This is a genomic window from Pseudomonas sp. BF-R-01, from assembly GCF_019946615.1.
Taxonomy (GTDB): Bacteria; Pseudomonadota; Gammaproteobacteria; order Pseudomonadales; family Pseudomonadaceae; genus Aquipseudomonas; species Aquipseudomonas migulae.
The window spans coordinates 1-14,890 of the sequence record NZ_JAGYFX010000058.1; the positions used below are offsets into that span (position 1 = coordinate 1).

Here is a 14,890-nt window from a genome sequence, read left to right on the forward strand (position 1 = left end):
CGCGAAGGCGGTTTAACATTCAACATTTATGTCGACTGTCACACCGCCTTCGCGAGCAAGCCCGCTCCCACAGGGTATGCAGTGTTCAGTTCACAGTCTTTGATTCAATGAGCAAGCTCGTATAGGGTGGCATTTTTGTCCTCCAGGGAGCTGGTCATGCTGCGTCTGAGCGCGCTTTATCGTTATCCGTTGAAATCCGGCAAGGGCGAGATCCTGCAACAGGTCAGTCTCGACAAACTGGGGCTGGACGGGGATCGACGCTGGATGCTGGTGGACGAGGCCAGCGGGCGCTTCCTGACCCAGCGTGCGGTGGCGCAGATGAGTCAGCTGTCGGCGTTGTGGAATGCCCAGGGCGGTTTGACCCTCAGCGCTCCCGGCCACACGCCGATCGATATTGCCTTGCCTGCCAACGACGCTGAGCTGCGTGGCGTGACCATCTGGCGCGACACCTTGCGTGTGCCTGATGCCGGTGACGAGGCGGGGGCCTGGGTCAGCAGATTCATTGGCAAGCCGACTCGCCTGGTGCAGGTGCCGGTTGATCGCGCTCGGACCACACAGGCCGGTTATGGCAAGGACGACGATCAGGTGGCCTTCGCCGATGGCTTCCCGTTGCTGCTGATCGGGCAGGCGTCCCTTGAGGATCTGTCGCAAAAGGTCGGGCGTTCGTTGGAGATGCTGCGTTTTCGACCGAATCTGGTGATCGAGGGCAGCGAGGCGTATGCCGAGGACGGCTGGAAGCGTATCCGTATCGGCGATGTCGAGTTTCGTGTGGTCAAGCCGTGTTCGCGCTGCATTCTGACCACCATCGATCCGCAGACAGGCGAACGCAGCGATGATCGTGAACCGCTCGCGACCTTGCAGAAGTATCGTGCCCAGGAAGACGGTGCGATGTTTGGCCAGAATCTGGTCAATGACGGTAATGGCCAGCTCGAAGTCGGTATGCCGGTCACGATCCTGGAATAAGCGACCCTGAATGAAAAATGCCCGTGTCCAAGGACACGGGCATTTTTTTGCGCTGTGAAAACCCGGGGTTTTAGCCGCGGTATTCGCACAGGTAAGCGGTGTCGACGGCCACTTTCAGCTGGAATTTGCTGTTGGCTGGCACGTTGAACTGGCTGCCGGCGGCGAAGGTTTCCCAGTTGGTGCTGTCTGGCAGTTTGACGGTCAGGGCGCCGGTCACCACGTGCATGATTTCACGCTGGCTGGTGCCGAATTCGTATTCGCCCGGAGCCATGACGCCAATGGTCGCCGGACCTTCAGCGGTGCCAAAGGCGATCGACTTGACGGTGCCGTCGAAGTACTCGTTGACTTTAAACATGGGCGATTCCTCGAAAAGGGCTAAAAAGGGCCGGCCAGTATGCACAAGGCCCTTGGCGCCGTCACCTTTCTAGAGCGGGAGAATCAGCGGTAACAGACGCGCTGTATTGCGCGCATCTTCCAGTGCCCGGTGCTGCTGGCCGGTGAACTGCATGCCGGCCAGTTGCAGGGCGCCGTTGAGTCCCAGCGGGCGTTCCAGCCGTCGGGCCTTGGCAAAGCGCTGCTTGAGGTTCATGTGCGGCACGCGACTCAGTTGGCTGTCGAGTTGCAAGCGCTCCCACTCCTGGAGCAGTTGCCTGCGATCGTAATCGCCCCAACTGGCCCAGCCTTCCAGCCGTGAATGATGTTGGCCGAGCCAGCGCTCGAAGACCGGCCAGACCTCGGTCAGCGCCTGTGCGCTGTCGATATTCGCCTGGGTGATGCGGGTCAACTCGCGACAAAACGGCGTGAGCAGGGGCCGTCGCAGCGGTCGCACGAAGCGCTGGAAATGGTCCTGCTCACGCCCTTGGCGGTCCACCAGCGTGGCGCCGATTTCGATGATTTCCATTTCCGTAACTGGCCAGCCACCTTCATCGGTGGTGGCTTCCAGATCGATCACCAGCCAGTGAGGCATTGAAGGGTTCCCGGTATCCGCATCCTGATAGGGCTTGAGCGTAGCCAAACCCGACGGATCCGCCTAGCGGCTTATTCGACCTCCAACAAAATCTGACGATTTTTTACCTGATCGCCGACCTTGACCTGCAAGCGTTTGAGCACGCCGTCGATGCCGGACTTGAGCGGATGCTCCATTTTCATTGCTTCCAGCACCACCAGCAGTTGGCCTTTACTGACCAGGCTGCCTTGTGCGACTAGCACGTCGACGATCGCGCCGTCCATCGGCGCCTTGAGCGTGCCGGAGCTGACGCTGGCCTGGCCGCTGGCCAGCGCTTGCGTGCGATCCTCCAGGCGCAGGCTGCCGGGGCGGGTGAACAGCCAGAGTTGTCCGGCCTCCAGACGATAGGCATGGCGCTGGCGGATGCCGTTGATGTCCAGGGTGGCCCAGCGTCCGTCGCACTGGATGACGTTCAGTTCGAAGGCCTGTGCGGCGACTTCAATCCGGTACGGTTCACCTGGTACCGCGTTCAACTGCACCGGCCAGTCCCGATCCTCCAGGCCGATGCGATAGTGCAGCGGCACACTGGCGTTGTTGCGCCAGCCGGCGAGCGGGGCGGGATGAGCCTGCGCCGAAGCCTGATAAAACAGCGCCGCCGCAATCGCCAGTTCTTCAGCACTCGGGTTATGCGGATGCAAACAAGGATGGTCGGCGAAATGTGTCGGGATGAACCCGGTGCTGAACTCGCCACTGATGAAGCGTGGATGTTCCAGCAGGCTGGCAAGCAAGCGCTGATTGCTCGGCAAGCCCAGCAGCACACTGTCTTGCACCGCGCGCAGCAACTTGCGCCGGGCTTCTTCACGGGTAGCGCCGTGGGCGATGATCTTGCCCAGCATCGGGTCATAGAACGGGCTGACGTGTTGACCTTCGATCAACCCATGGTCGATCCGCGCTCCACTCTGCAAGGCCGGTTCCCAGGTGGTGATGCGCCCGGTCTGTGGGAGGAACCCTTGGGTCGGGTCTTCGGCATACAGCCGCACTTCCATGGCGTGGCCGTTGAGTTGCACCTGTTCCTGGCGCAATGGCAGCGGTAGTCCTTCGGCGACGTGCAACTGCCAGGCCACCAGATCGAGGCCGGTGATCAATTCAGTCACCGGGTGTTCCACCTGCAACCGCGTGTTCATTTCCAGAAAGTAGAACTGCCCGTGCGCGTCCAGCAGAAACTCCACAGTGCCAGCGCCCACATAGTTCACCGCGCGACCGGCCTTGAGCGCCGCTTCACCCATGGCCTGGCGCAGTTCGGCGGTCATGACCGGGCAGGGTGCTTCTTCGATGACTTTCTGATGGCGGCGCTGGATCGAACAGTCGCGTTCGCCGAGGTAGATCAGGTTGCCGTGTTGGTCGCCGAACAGCTGAACCTCAACGTGACGCGGATCGATCAGCGCTTGTTCGAGGATCAGTTCGTCGCTGCCAAACCCGTTCAATGCCTCGGAGCGCGCGGTGCGAATCTGTGCGAGCAAATCCCCTGCATCGTGCACCAGGCGCATGCCGCGCCCGCCACCGCCGGCACTGGCCTTGATCATCAGCGGAAAGCCGATGCGTTCGGCTTCGCGGCTCAGGGTCGCGTCGTCCTGCCCGGTGCCTTGATAGCCTTTGATGCAGGGCACACCGGCGTCGAGCATGGCGAGTTTCGACAGGCGTTTGCTGCCCATCAGTTCGATGGCTTCAGGGCTGGGGCCGATGAAAGTGAGGCCGGCGTGCTGGCAGGCGCGGGCGAATTCGGCATTTTCCGAGAGGAAGCCGTAGCCGGGGTGGATTGAATCGGCACCGGTGCGGCGGGCGGCGTCGAGGATGGCCGGGATATTCAGGTACGACTGCTGGACCGGGGCCGGGCCGATGTTGACGGCTTCGTCGGCGATTTGTACGTGCAAGGCATCCGCATCTGCGTCGCTGAACACGGCGACGGTGCGGTAGCCCAAGGATTGGGCCGTGCGCTGGATGCGGCAGGCGATTTCACCGCGGTTGGCGATCAGGATTTTTTTCAGGGCGGGCATTGGGATATTCCCTTCGTATTTGCGGTGGAAGTGATGGCCTCTTCGCGGGCAAGCCTCGCTCCTACAGGGGGCACCAAAAACCTTGTAGGAGCGAGGCTTGCCCGCGAAGCTTTTAAGGCGCCCACCCCGGTTTACGCTTCTGCACGAAGGCCATCGTGCCCTCGACTCCTTCCGCTCCGATCACCGCTTCGCTGAACCACTCGGCCGCTTCATCCAGCAACGCATCCGACGGTTGCCCGGCACTCGCCAGCAACAGTTTTTTGGTCGTCGCATTGGCCCCCGGCGCGCAGCACAGTAAGTGCGCCAGAATTTCACCGAGACGCTCGGCCAAGGCTTGCGCGTCATGCTCGACAAAATGCACCAGCCCCATGCGCCGCGCCTGGTTGCCATCGAACCGCGCCGCCGTCAGCGCCAGGCGCCGGGCCTGAGTCAAGCCGATGCGCTGGACCACAAACGGCGCGATCTGCGCGGGCAGCACGCCGAGGCTGGTTTCCGGCAACCCGAATTGCGCCTGATGATCCGCCAGGGCGACATCGCTGACGCAGGCCAGGCCCAAACCGCCGCCAAGCACTGCGCCTTGCAGCACGGTGATCACCACTTGCGGTGCGTGTTGCACCTCTTGCAGCAGCGCGCCGAACGCACGGTTCAGATCACGGTAGGCGTTCGCGCCTTGAGCACGGGCGTTGGCCATGTCCTTGATGTCGCCACCGGCACAGAAATGTCCACCGGCACCGCCGATCACCAAGGCCCGAATCGCACGGTCATCGCGCACGGCCAACAGCACCGCGCGCAGTTCGGCGACCATTTGCAGGCTCATGGCGTTTCGGCTTTCCGGGCGGTTGAGGGTGATATGCAGCACGCCGTTATGCGGTTCGAGCAATAACGTCTGGCAATCCGGCAGGGTGCTCATTTCTTTTTCCCCGGCAGGATGCCCATGAGTTTGCAGATGATCCCCAGCATGATTTCGTCGGCGCCGCCGCCAATCGACACCAGCCGCACATCGCGGTAGGCGCGGGCCACGGGGTTGTCCCACATGAAGCCCATGCCGCCCCAATATTGCAGGCAACTGTCGCTGACTTCGCGGCCCAGTCGCCCGGCCTTGAGTTTGGCCATCGACGCCAGACGCGTGACGTCCTGACCTTTGATGTACTGCTCGGTGGCCTGATAGACCAGCGCCCGCAGGCATTCGATTTCGGTTTGCAGTTCGGCGAGGCGAAAGTGGATGACCTGATTGTCGATCAGCGCATTGCCGAAGGTTTTACGTTCCTTGCAATACTCGATGGTGCTGTCGATGCAGTATTCCAGGCCCTTGATCATGTTCGCCGCGCCGAACAGGCGTTCTTCCTGAAACTGCAGCATTTGCATCATGAAGCCCGCGCCTTCATGGCCGATGCGGTTGCGTTGCGGCACGCGCACGTTGTCGAAAAACACCTGGGCGGTTTCCGAGCTGCGCATGCCGAGCTTGTCCAGGTGCGAACTGAGGCTGATCCCCGGCGTGTTCATCGGCACCATGATCAGCGACTTGTTGATGTGCGGTTTGTCGTCCGAGGTATTGGCCAGCAGACAAATGAAATCGGCGCTTGGCGAGTTGGTGATCCACATCTTGCTGCCGTTGATCACGTAGTCGTCGCCGTCCTTGCGGGCGGTGGTTTTCAACCCGGCCACGTCGGAACCGGCGCCGACTTCGGAAACGCCGATGCAACCGACCTGTTCGCCGGTAATGGCAGGGCGCAGAAACTCTTCACGCAGTTCATCGGAACCGAAGCGCGCCAGCGCTGGAGTGCACATGTCGGTCTGCACACCGATGGACATCGGAATGCCGCCGCAATGAATGGTGCCGAACTCCTCGGCGGCGACAATCGAATAGCTGTAGTCGAGCCCCATGCCGCCGAATTTCTCCGGTTTGGAAATTCCCAGCAGGCCCAGGTCACCGGCCTTGCGGAAGATTTCGTGGATGGGAAAGCGCCCGGCCTTTTCCCATGCCTCGACGTGCGGGTTGATCTCGTTTTCGACGAATTGGCGAACGGTGCGGCGCAGTGCTTCGTGTTCCTGGGTGAAGATCATTTTTATTGTTCTCCTCTGGCCGGTTCAGAACCGGGCTACGCCAAAACTGTTGGTTTGCAGCGGCCGCACATCGGCCTCATGACAGATGTCCAGCAAGTAACCGAGCAGGGTCCGGGTGTCCCGCGGATCGATGAGCCCGTCGTCCCACAGACTGGCGCTGCCATAAAGCGCGGTGGACTGGCTGTCGAGTTTCTGTGCGGTGACCTGCTCCAGCATGTCGAGCATTTTCGGGTCGGGCACCAGGCCGTCCTTGAGTTGTTTGGCTTCGGTGACGATGCGCAGCACCTTGCCGGCCTGCGCGCCGCCCATCACCGCCGTGCGGCTGTTGGGCCAGGCGAAGATGAAGCGCGGGTCGAGGCCGCGACCGCACATGGCGTAGTTGCCGGCGCCATAGGAACCGCCGACGACGATGGTCAGTTTCGGTATGCGGGCGTTGGCCACCGCCTGAATCATCTTCGCGCCGTGCTTGATCACGCCTTGCTGTTCCGACTCGGTGCCGACCATGAACCCGGTGGTGTTGTGAAAGAACAGCAGCGGCGTCTGGCTCTGATCGCAGAGCTGGATGAACTGCGCGGCTTTACTCGCCCCTTTGGGGGTGATCGGGCCGTTGTTGCCGATGAATCCGCAGGCGCGCCCCTGAATGTGCAAATGGCCGCAAATGGTTTGCTGATCGAATTCACCCTTGAACTCAAGGAAGTTCGAGCCGTCGGCGATCCGCGCAATGATTTCGCGCACGTCGTAGGGCTTTTTCGGATCGTCCGGGATCAGTCCCAGCAGCTCGTCGATAGGGTAGAGGGGTTCTTTCCACTGCCGTTCGGGCAACCATTGCAGCTGCTCGTTCCATGACAACAGGCTGACAATCTCGCGCACCAGGCGCACGCCATCGGCATCGTTCTCGGCCAGGTATTCAGCGGTGCCAGCGGTTTGCGCGTGCATCTCGGCACCGCCCAGTTCTTCGTCGGTCGCCACTTCTCCGGTCGCGGCTTTCAGTAACGGTGGGCCGGCGAGAAACAGTTTGGCTTTGCCACGCACCACTACCGTGTAATCCGAGAGCCCTGGCTGATAAGCGCCGCCCGCCGTGGCCGAGCCGTGGACCACGGTGATCTGCGGCAACCCCATGGCCGACATCCGCGCCTGATTGGCAAAACTGCGCGCGCCTTCGACGAAAATCTCCGCTGCGTAATTGAGGTTGGCGCCACCGCTTTCGGCGAGGGTGATCACCGGCAGTTTGTTCTCCATGGCGATCTGTTGCAGGCGCAGGGACTTTTTCAAACCGCTGGGGGAAATCGTCCCGCCCTTGATCGCGCTGTTGTTCGCCACGACCAGAACCCGCACACCGGACACGTAACCGATCCCGGCGATCAAACCGCCGCCGGCCGAACTGCCGTCCTTGTCGTCATGCAATTTGTAGCCGGCCAGGCTCGCCAGTTCGAGGAACGGCGCACCGGGGTCGAGCAGAAGATTGAGGCGTTCGCGGGGCAGCAATTGCCCGCGCTTGTCGAACCTGGGTTTGGCTTCGGCCGCTTTGTTCAGCAGGTTCTGTTCGAGCTGACGGACTTGCTCGATCCCGGCCAGCATCGCTGCACGGTTCTGGGCAAACTGGTCGCTGAACGGGTCGACTTGCGACTGAATCACCGGCATGACTTATTCCTTGTCCTTGAGCACGTCCGGCAAATACGCGCGGTGGAACCCGTTGTACGACTCACTGATCTTGGCCTTGTGGATCGGCCACGCCCGACCGCCAAGGCTGGCGGCGCCGTCGATACGCAAGGTGCTGCCACTGACAAACGCTGCGGCCGGACTGAGCAGGAAGACGATCGCGGCGCTGACTTCCGATTCGGTGCCGATGCGTTTCAGCGGCACGTGCTCGCGCAAGGTCGGAATCACCGCTTTGAACGCACCTTCGTAAGTGTCCATGCCGCTGGAGGCGATCCAGCCCGGCGCCACTGCATTGACCCGCACCCCGGCGTAACCCCATTCGAACGCAGCGGTCTTGGTCAGGTTGTCCATGCCTGAGCGCGCCGCGCCCGAGTGGCCCATGCCGGGCATGCCGTTCCACATGTCGGCGAGCATGTTGACGATGGCGCCGCCGTGTTGGCTCATGGACTGGTTGAAGACTTCGCGCGCCATCAGGAAACCGCCCACCAGGTTGGTGCGCATCACGGTTTCGAAACCCTTCTGGTTGATCGAGGCCAGTGGTGAGGGAAATTGGCCGCCGGCATTGTTGACCAGTCCATGGATCGGACCGTGCTTGCGGATCAGTTCGCTGACCAGATGCTTGACCGCTTCTTCGTCGCGAATATCGCAGGTCTGCCAATCGGCCTTGCCGCCATCCTCGGTAATCTCGGCAACCACGGATTTCAGTTTGTCGGCATTGCGCCCGATCAACAGCACATGGGCGCCGAGGGCCGCCAGTTCATGGGCGGTGCAGCGACCGATGCCGCTGCCGCCACCGGTGACGATGATGTTTTGGCCGGCAAACAGATCAGCTTTGAAAATCGAATCGTAGGCCACGGCGGCAATCCTCTAGTTGACCTGGTCGGCGATGCGCTGCGGCACCGGAATCTGGATGTCCAGCAGTTGTTGGGCGAAGGCTTTGCCTTGCGGATCGATCCGCAGACTGGCGACGCCTCCGCCGCCAAGGGCGTTTTCCAGCAAGAAATTCAGGCTGTGGGTCGCGGGCAGGTACCAGCGCTCGACGCGCCCGTGAACCGGGTCGAGCACATGACTCATCCAGTCGACCATCACTTCCGGGGTCAGGGCTTCGGCGATCCACGGCAGGTACTCCGGCTCGCGCGCCATGACGCCGATGTTGCTGTGATTGCCCTTGTCACCCGAGCGTGCGACCGCGAGCTTGATCAGCGCCACGCTGGCATCGGCGCGACCGGTGGGTTTCGGTGGGTCGTACGGCACCGGCAGGTTCGCGGTGGTGAGCGCGTCGAGGGCGGGCAGGGCGCACGGATGACGTTGACCATTGAGATCAATGTCCAGCGTGCAGGCGGATTTGTCGATGAGGAACGAGAACAGCCGGATCAGCGGATACACCGTCGGCCGTCCGCCGACGATGCCGGTCAACCCCGGCGCCATGCCGGTGGCGGCCTGGGCGATTTCCCGGGAGAACACGATCAGCGCCTGTTTGTCCGGATGGCGCACGGCGAGTTTGATCACCACTTCGCGGCTGTCGCGACGCTGGCCATGGGGACCGTACGTGGCCTCGCTGCCGAGCAGTTCAATATTGACCTCGCTGTAGGGCGCCCAACCGCGCTGGCTGAAGATTTCCGAGGTCTTGTTGATGATCGCTTCGCTGACACGCCGCGCCTTGTCCACCGCATCGATCCCGGCGATCAGGCAACTGGCGGTGCAGCGGAAACCGTCCGGATACGTCGCGCTGACCTTGTACTGATCGGTGGGCGGCAAGCCTTTGGCGCCGTGTACCTGAACTGCGTTCTTGCCTTGTTGCTGAAGTTTGACCTGGGTGAAATCGCAAATCACATCGGGCAGCAGATAGGCCTGCGGGTCGCCGATTTCATAGAGCATCTGCTCGCCGACCGTGAGTGGCGTGACGAGACCGCCGGAGCCTTCGGGTTTGCTGACGATGAACTGGCTGTCGGCGCTGACTTCGACGATGGGGAAACCGATGTGTTCGTAGTCGGGCACGTCGCGCCAATCGGTGAAGTTGCCGCCGGTGCACTGGGCGCCGCATTCGATGATGTGACCGGCGAGTGCGGCTTGCGCGAGTTTGTCGTAGTCGTGCCAGGACCAGCCGAATTCATGCACCAGTGCAGCGCTGACCACTGCGCTGTCGACCACGCGCCCGGTAATGACGATGTCCGCGCCCAGGCGCAAGGCTTCGACGATGCCGGGCGCACCGAGGTAGGCGTTGGTGGAGACGCACATCGGCGGCAAGGGCGCGCCGCTGAACATTTCGTGAAGGCCGCGGGTGCTCAAGTGTTTGAACTGCGGTTGCAGGTCATCACCCAGCAACACGGCGATTTTCAGCGCCACGCCGGCCTTGTCGCAGGCCGCTTGCAGGGCAGCGGCGCAGGCCTGCGGGTTGACGCCGCCGGCGTTGCTGATGACGCGGATGTTCTGTGCGGCGAGCTGCGTGAGCAGCGGGCTGAGCACTTCGATGAAGTCGCTGGCGTAGCCGGCCCGGGGGTCTTTCATCCGCGCACCGGCCATGATCGACATCGTGATCTCGGCCAGATAATCGAACACCAGGTAATCCAGGCGTCCGCCTTCCACCAGTTGCGCGGCGGCGGTCGAGGTGTCGCCCCAGAAGGCGCTGGCGCAACCGATGCGAACAGTTTCAGGCACAGCCCTTTCCATAGCCACCTCCCTCAGACGTGTATCGAGACTACCAAGCAAGCGCTTGGTTTGTAAACGACTTAAATATCTTCTGCCCGAGCGCTTGCTTGGTTGCCTTCGTCAGCTTAAATTGCCCGCGCAACCCCGCTGTTTTAGCGGTGAGTACGACTGTAGGAGAGAACGGGTGGACGAGCAAAAAGCCCTGAGGGTAATGCGCGAATTGGTCGACAACGGCCAGTTGACCGACCCGGACAGCGCCCGTGGCAAACTGCTGCAAGTGGCGGCTCATCTGTTCCGCAACAAAGGCTATGAGCGCACCACCGTGCGTGATCTGGCCGGCGCGGTGGGCATTCAGTCGGGCAGCATTTTTCATCACTTCAAAAGCAAGGACGAGATCCTGCGGGCTGTGATGGAGGAAACCATTCGCTACAACACCGCGTTGATGCGTGCGGCGATCGCCGAAGCTGAAAACGTGCGCGAACGGGTACTGGCGCTGATTCGCTGTGAGTTGCAGTCGATCATGGGCGGCAGCGGCGAGGCCATGGCGGTGTTGGTGTACGAATGGCGTTCGCTGTCCGAGGACGGGCAAGCGAAGGTGTTGGCGTTGCGCGACATCTATGAAGACCTCTGGCTGCAGGTGCTGGGGGAGGCCAAGGACGCGGGATTCATTCGCGGGGACGTGTTCATCACTCGGCGTTTTCTGACCGGTGCGCTGTCCTGGACCACGACCTGGTATCGCCCGGATGGCAGCGTGAACCTCGATCAATTGGCCGATGAGGCGTTGATTCTGGTACTCGAAGAAAAACAATAGTGTTGCCCGGAACCGCAGGAAACTGGCTAAGTGGCCGAAACCGCCTAGCTTGAATGAATTGATGCGTACTTTTTTGGGGAGTGGGTTGTTTTGATGTCTTCGCCAATTCGGACGGCCTCGCGGCTTTTTCTGGCGGCACTTGCAGCGCTTTGGGTATTACCGTCTCCGGCGGCGCAACTGGTGCGGGTCGGTGCCGCGCATTTTCCGCCCTACACCGTACGCCCTGAATCCGGTGCCGACACTGGCCTGCTGCCGCAGTTGGTCGAGGCGCTCAATGCCCTGCAAACCGACTACCAGTTTGTGCTCGTGCCGACATCCATTCCGCGACGCTTCGGTGACTTCAAGCAGAGCCGGGTGGACATGGCCATCTTCGAGAACCCGAACTGGGGCTGGAAGGACATTCCCCACGTCAGCGTCGACATGGGCCTGGAAGATGCCGAGATTTTTGTCGCGCAACGGATTCCCAATCGTCAGCAGAACTATTTCGCCGATCTTGCCGGCAAGCGTCTGGCGCTGTTCAGTGGCTATCACTACGAATTCGCCAACTTCAATGCCGACCCCAAAGTCCTCGCGCAAAACTACAACGCCACGCTGACCTATTCCCATGACAGCAACCTGCTGATGGTGCTGCGCGGGCGCGCCGACATTGCCCTGGTGACGCGCTCCTACCTGAGCGATTACCTGCTGCGTAACGAGAAGGTCGCCGATCAGTTGCTGGTGTCCGAGCGTATCGATCAGGTCTATCACCATTACGCCATTCTCCGTCCGACGGCGCCCATCAGTGGCGTTGCCTTCGGCAAGTTGCTGCAAGGGTTGCGGGACAACGGCCAGATGCTGAGGATTTTCGATCCTTACAAGATCGCCATCGTGCCAGTTCCCCAGGATTGACGATAAGGCTTCAACCCCCTGGAAAGTAGCAGGCGCCCATACGTCGTAAATTCCTTTTTTCGAGGAGCAAACTGTCAAATGTGACAGTAGTCGCTCTCATTGCCTTGCGGTTAGATGACTTTCCGGTGCTGAACCCTTTAATGGGGGAAAGCCTCATTACGAAAAGGCATCTGCAATGTCAAATAACGAATCGAATTTACTCCCGCGTCTTCCAACTCCGTTGGTGAAGCAAGCTGTCGGCAAGTTTCTGACTGTGCCGACGCCGGATGGAGAGTCCGGTATCACTGTTGATGTTGCCCGTTGGCGGACTATTGAGGTTGGCCAACCGACTACTTTGCATATCTGTGGGTACAATCGGGATGGCTCGACAATGATGCAGCTCATCGTAGATAAGGAGCCTGTAACCCAAGACGAATATGTGAAAGGTTGGTCTCGAGACATTAGTTGGGAGCATTTTCAAGGCCTGCTTGACCGCAGTCACCTCATGTTTGTTTTTCAGGTGCCGCTGGAGAACGGCGAATGTGGTTGCCCGGATTTGTTTCCGCCACTGAGTCTTGAGATTGTGTTGCGCTACGAAGATGTAACAACGTTCAGTGCGAAGGACGGGACAGATAACTGGAACGGCTGGATGAGGGGAGAGGCTGCGGCTGACCCTCGAGATCTCACTGTCAGGCAAGATGGGAATGGCTATGCATTATTCAGCAACACGTTCACCAGTCGATCTTCAGGCGTTCTGTTAAGCAAGAGCTTCCAGGATTTAGAGGTGGGGCGCGTGTATACCTTTGGGATTGACGTGCGCCGTTGGATAAACCGTTATGCAGTTCCAGTGCTCTCACTTGAATCCAGTGCTGGTGTCATTGTCCCACCCACTGAGATTACATCAGCGGTAAACCGCTTGGAGGGTTCGTTTACGGCGGACTCGTCGCAAATGGACTTGGAGATCGTCAGTCATATCGCCACTGGTGTAGGGAACGACTACATCATTAGCAAAATCTGGCTTACGTCACTCTGAGGTTTACGACAGTCATCGCTAAATTTCCAAGCCTGGCTCACGTTCCTAAGTGAACTGTCGATGATCGTGAGCCCGACCCATGCCCAATCTGAATGACCTGACTGCCGTGGCTTTGCCGACAGGCAACCGCCTTGTCGCGGATGAAACCGAAAACCGCCTGAGCCTGAGCCTGGACGCGCAATCGCTAATTACCTTGCGGCTGACGCGTGAGCCCGAGTTGCACGTGCATGTCGAGGCTCGCGTCGACACTCAGGCCGTGTGGGCCGCCGGTTATTGGCTGTTTGCCCGTGACCCGGCTTGCCAGCGCCTGACCTGGCACCTCGATGACGCTCCCGCCGAAGCCTTGCTCAGCGGGTTGCTGGTGTCGACCGAACTCGCCGGCCAGTATCGCTGCGAGCGCACACTGTTCTGGCAGTTGCCGCAGCCTTGGCTGGGGACGTCGCTGACCAGCAGCTACCCGCAGCAAATGGTGATCAGCGCTGGCAAGCGTCATCCATTGCGCCCGGTGAAACCGCGCGGTGAAGTCTATCGACGTTTCGATGCGCGGCTGGGGGCGTGGATTTCCCTGCGTACGCTGGACATCGACCTGGATCTGGCGCGGTTCAATCGCTGGCAGAACAGTGCGCGGGTGGCGAGTTTCTGGCAGGAAGAGGGCAGCCTTGAACAGCATCGCGAATACCTGGGCAAACTCGACGCCGATCCCCACACTGTGACGTTGATCGGCTGTTTCGATGATCAGCCGTTTGCTTATTTCGAAGCCTACTGGGCCAAGGAAGACCGCATTGCGCCGTTCTACGATGTCGATGATTACGACCGTGGCATTCACATGCTGGTCGGCGAAGAAAACCATCGCGGTCCGCACAAGGTGGCGAGCTGGTTATCGGCGTTGACGCATTATCTGTTTCTCGATGATCCGCGTACCCAGCGGGTGGTTGCAGAGCCGCGAGCCGACAACGCGAAGATGATCGGGTATATGCAGGGGCAGCGGTTTTATTGCGAGAAGGAGTTCGACTTCCCGCACAAGCGCGCGGCGTTGATGGTGTTGGGGCGGGAGCGGTTTTTTGAGCAGTGTGGGTTGGCGTGATTAGTAGGGTTCAAGATTCGTAGCGGTCTTGAGTCCGCCTTCGCGGGCAAGCCTCGCTCCTACAGGTTAGTGTCGTTTTGGCGAGCGACACGGACCTGTAGGAGCGAGGCTTGCCCGCGAAGCTTTTAGCGGCGGGAGAAAGTATCTGCGCGACTGCCCGACACCTTGCGGCAATGCACCAGCGCGTCGCGAATCATGAAGTTCACCAGGGTCGGCGAAACACCCAGTTCCTTGGCGATGTCCTTTTGCGGCACGCCGTGCAGGCGGTACATCTCGAAGGCGTAGCGGGTGCGGCTCGGCAGCTCCGTCAGCGCGTCGGCGATGTTTTCCAGGGTCGAAAAATTGATGTGCGAGGTTTCCGGCGAAGCGCCTTGAATCACCACGTTCAGCCCTTCTTCTTCAGGCCCCGAATACTTCTGCTCCAGCGCCTGTTTGCGGTAGTGGTCGATCGCCAGGTTACGCACGATCTGGAACAGGTAACTGAGCTGAGCCTTGATCGAGGAGGTGATCTGCGGCGCCGATTGCAGGCGGAAGAACGCATCCTGAACCACATCTTCGGCACGTGAGCGGCAGCCGGTAATACGGGCGGCAATCTTGACCAGAATCAGTCGATTGTCCACGAATGCCTGAAGTAGCGGTGAATCGCACCTGCTTGTGGATACTTGTTCCGTCATGGAAATCACCTTGCTGCAAATGGGGTCGTGGGACGACGGGTATATCGGAGCCGTCCTACACATCGAGCGACAAATTATTCTGAATG

The 14,890-nt window shown here is 60.5% G+C and carries 14 protein-coding genes; 5 read left to right on the forward strand and 9 right to left on the reverse strand.

The features are described 5' to 3' along the window. Nucleotides 1-156 precede the first annotated feature (156 nt). A complete protein-coding gene (locus KGB27_RS20220) occupies nucleotides 157-963 on the forward strand; it encodes an MOSC domain-containing protein (RefSeq protein WP_192227855.1) in 807 nt (268 codons plus the stop codon). A 70-nt stretch (nucleotides 964-1,033) separates the two neighbouring features. Here KGB27_RS20220 and KGB27_RS20225 read toward each other — a convergent pair whose 3' ends face one another. The 8 genes from KGB27_RS20225 to KGB27_RS20260 form a co-directional block, all read right to left on the reverse strand. Next, nucleotides 1,034-1,318 carry a pyrimidine/purine nucleoside phosphorylase gene (locus KGB27_RS20225; RefSeq protein WP_008030293.1) on the reverse strand — a complete coding sequence of 95 codons (285 nt, stop codon included), beginning with the start codon at nucleotides 1,316-1,318 and terminating at the stop codon, nucleotides 1,034-1,036. 69 nt (nucleotides 1,319-1,387) lie between these two features. Continuing rightward, nucleotides 1,388-1,930 (reverse strand): exonuclease domain-containing protein, encoded by a 543-nt coding sequence (locus KGB27_RS20230; RefSeq protein ID WP_008030291.1) that lies wholly within the window; start codon nucleotides 1,928-1,930, stop codon nucleotides 1,388-1,390. Between the two features lie 71 nt (nucleotides 1,931-2,001). Next, complete coding sequence (locus tag KGB27_RS20235) at nucleotides 2,002-3,963, reverse strand: acetyl/propionyl/methylcrotonyl-CoA carboxylase subunit alpha (RefSeq protein ID WP_223556022.1); 1,962 nt, start codon at nucleotides 3,961-3,963, stop codon at nucleotides 2,002-2,004. A gap of 112 nt (nucleotides 3,964-4,075) precedes the next feature. Continuing rightward, nucleotides 4,076-4,873, reverse strand: coding sequence for an enoyl-CoA hydratase/isomerase family protein (locus KGB27_RS20240; RefSeq protein ID WP_223556026.1), 798 nt, complete (start codon nucleotides 4,871-4,873; stop codon nucleotides 4,076-4,078). Then, entirely contained in the window at nucleotides 4,870-6,027 is a 1,158-nt protein-coding gene (gene atuD / locus KGB27_RS20245) for a citronellyl-CoA dehydrogenase (RefSeq protein WP_008044426.1), read from the reverse strand. The genes KGB27_RS20240 and atuD overlap by 4 nt, the downstream gene beginning before the upstream one ends. Nucleotides 6,028-6,051: 24 nt before the next feature. Then, a complete protein-coding gene (atuC, locus tag KGB27_RS20250; protein WP_223480528.1) occupies nucleotides 6,052-7,668 on the reverse strand; it encodes a geranyl-CoA carboxylase subunit beta in 1,617 nt (538 codons plus the stop codon). A 3-nt stretch (nucleotides 7,669-7,671) separates the two neighbouring features. Then, nucleotides 7,672-8,541 carry an SDR family oxidoreductase gene (locus KGB27_RS20255; protein WP_008030284.1) on the reverse strand — a complete coding sequence of 290 codons (870 nt, stop codon included), beginning with the start codon at nucleotides 8,539-8,541 and terminating at the stop codon, nucleotides 7,672-7,674. A 12-nt stretch (nucleotides 8,542-8,553) separates the two neighbouring features. Beyond that, nucleotides 8,554-10,344: an acyclic terpene utilization AtuA family protein gene (locus KGB27_RS20260; protein ID WP_223556029.1), complete on the reverse strand. Its 1,791-nt coding sequence runs from the start codon at nucleotides 10,342-10,344 to the stop codon at nucleotides 8,554-8,556. A gap of 175 nt (nucleotides 10,345-10,519) precedes the next feature. On the opposite strand from KGB27_RS20260, the gene KGB27_RS20265 reads away from it, so the two are divergent. From KGB27_RS20265 to KGB27_RS20280, 4 genes are all read left to right on the forward strand, one after another. Next, nucleotides 10,520-11,146 (forward strand): TetR/AcrR family transcriptional regulator, encoded by a 627-nt coding sequence (locus KGB27_RS20265; protein WP_008030281.1) that lies wholly within the window; start codon nucleotides 10,520-10,522, stop codon nucleotides 11,144-11,146. A gap of 93 nt (nucleotides 11,147-11,239) precedes the next feature. Then, nucleotides 11,240-12,034 carry a substrate-binding periplasmic protein gene (locus KGB27_RS20270; protein WP_223435035.1) on the forward strand — a complete coding sequence of 265 codons (795 nt, stop codon included), beginning with the start codon at nucleotides 11,240-11,242 and terminating at the stop codon, nucleotides 12,032-12,034. Between the two features lie 175 nt (nucleotides 12,035-12,209). Next, nucleotides 12,210-13,046 (forward strand): sugar-binding protein, encoded by an 837-nt coding sequence (locus tag KGB27_RS20275; protein WP_223435034.1) that lies wholly within the window; start codon nucleotides 12,210-12,212, stop codon nucleotides 13,044-13,046. 79 nt (nucleotides 13,047-13,125) lie between these two features. Next, complete coding sequence (locus KGB27_RS20280) at nucleotides 13,126-14,130, forward strand: GNAT family N-acetyltransferase (protein ID WP_223556032.1); 1,005 nt, start codon at nucleotides 13,126-13,128, stop codon at nucleotides 14,128-14,130. Between the two features lie 125 nt (nucleotides 14,131-14,255). Here KGB27_RS20280 and KGB27_RS20285 read toward each other — a convergent pair whose 3' ends face one another. Further along, complete coding sequence (locus KGB27_RS20285) at nucleotides 14,256-14,804, reverse strand: RNA polymerase factor sigma-70 (protein WP_008030278.1); 549 nt, start codon at nucleotides 14,802-14,804, stop codon at nucleotides 14,256-14,258. Between the last annotated feature and the right edge of the window lie 86 nt (nucleotides 14,805-14,890).

Coding starts and splice junctions, on each gene's coding strand:
- KGB27_RS20220 (WP_192227855.1), top strand. CDS start 157: ATGCTGCGTCTGAGCGCGCTTTATCGTTATCCGTTGAAATCCGGCAAG.
- KGB27_RS20225 (WP_008030293.1), bottom strand. CDS start 1,318: ATGTTTAAAGTCAACGAGTACTTCGACGGCACCGTCAAGTCGATCGCC.
- KGB27_RS20230 (WP_008030291.1), bottom strand. CDS start 1,930: ATGCCTCACTGGCTGGTGATCGATCTGGAAGCCACCACCGATGAAGGT.
- KGB27_RS20235 (WP_223556022.1), bottom strand. CDS start 3,963: ATGCCCGCCCTGAAAAAAATCCTGATCGCCAACCGCGGTGAAATCGCC.
- KGB27_RS20240 (WP_223556026.1), bottom strand. CDS start 4,873: ATGAGCACCCTGCCGGATTGCCAGACGTTATTGCTCGAACCGCATAAC.
- atuD (WP_008044426.1), bottom strand. CDS start 6,027: ATGATCTTCACCCAGGAACACGAAGCACTGCGCCGCACCGTTCGCCAA.
- atuC (WP_223480528.1), bottom strand. CDS start 7,668: ATGCCGGTGATTCAGTCGCAAGTCGACCCGTTCAGCGACCAGTTTGCC.
- KGB27_RS20270 (WP_223435035.1), top strand. CDS start 11,240: ATGTCTTCGCCAATTCGGACGGCCTCGCGGCTTTTTCTGGCGGCACTT.
- KGB27_RS20275 (WP_223435034.1), top strand. CDS start 12,210: ATGTCAAATAACGAATCGAATTTACTCCCGCGTCTTCCAACTCCGTTG.
- KGB27_RS20280 (WP_223556032.1), top strand. CDS start 13,126: ATGCCCAATCTGAATGACCTGACTGCCGTGGCTTTGCCGACAGGCAAC.
- KGB27_RS20285 (WP_008030278.1), bottom strand. CDS start 14,804: ATGACGGAACAAGTATCCACAAGCAGGTGCGATTCACCGCTACTTCAG.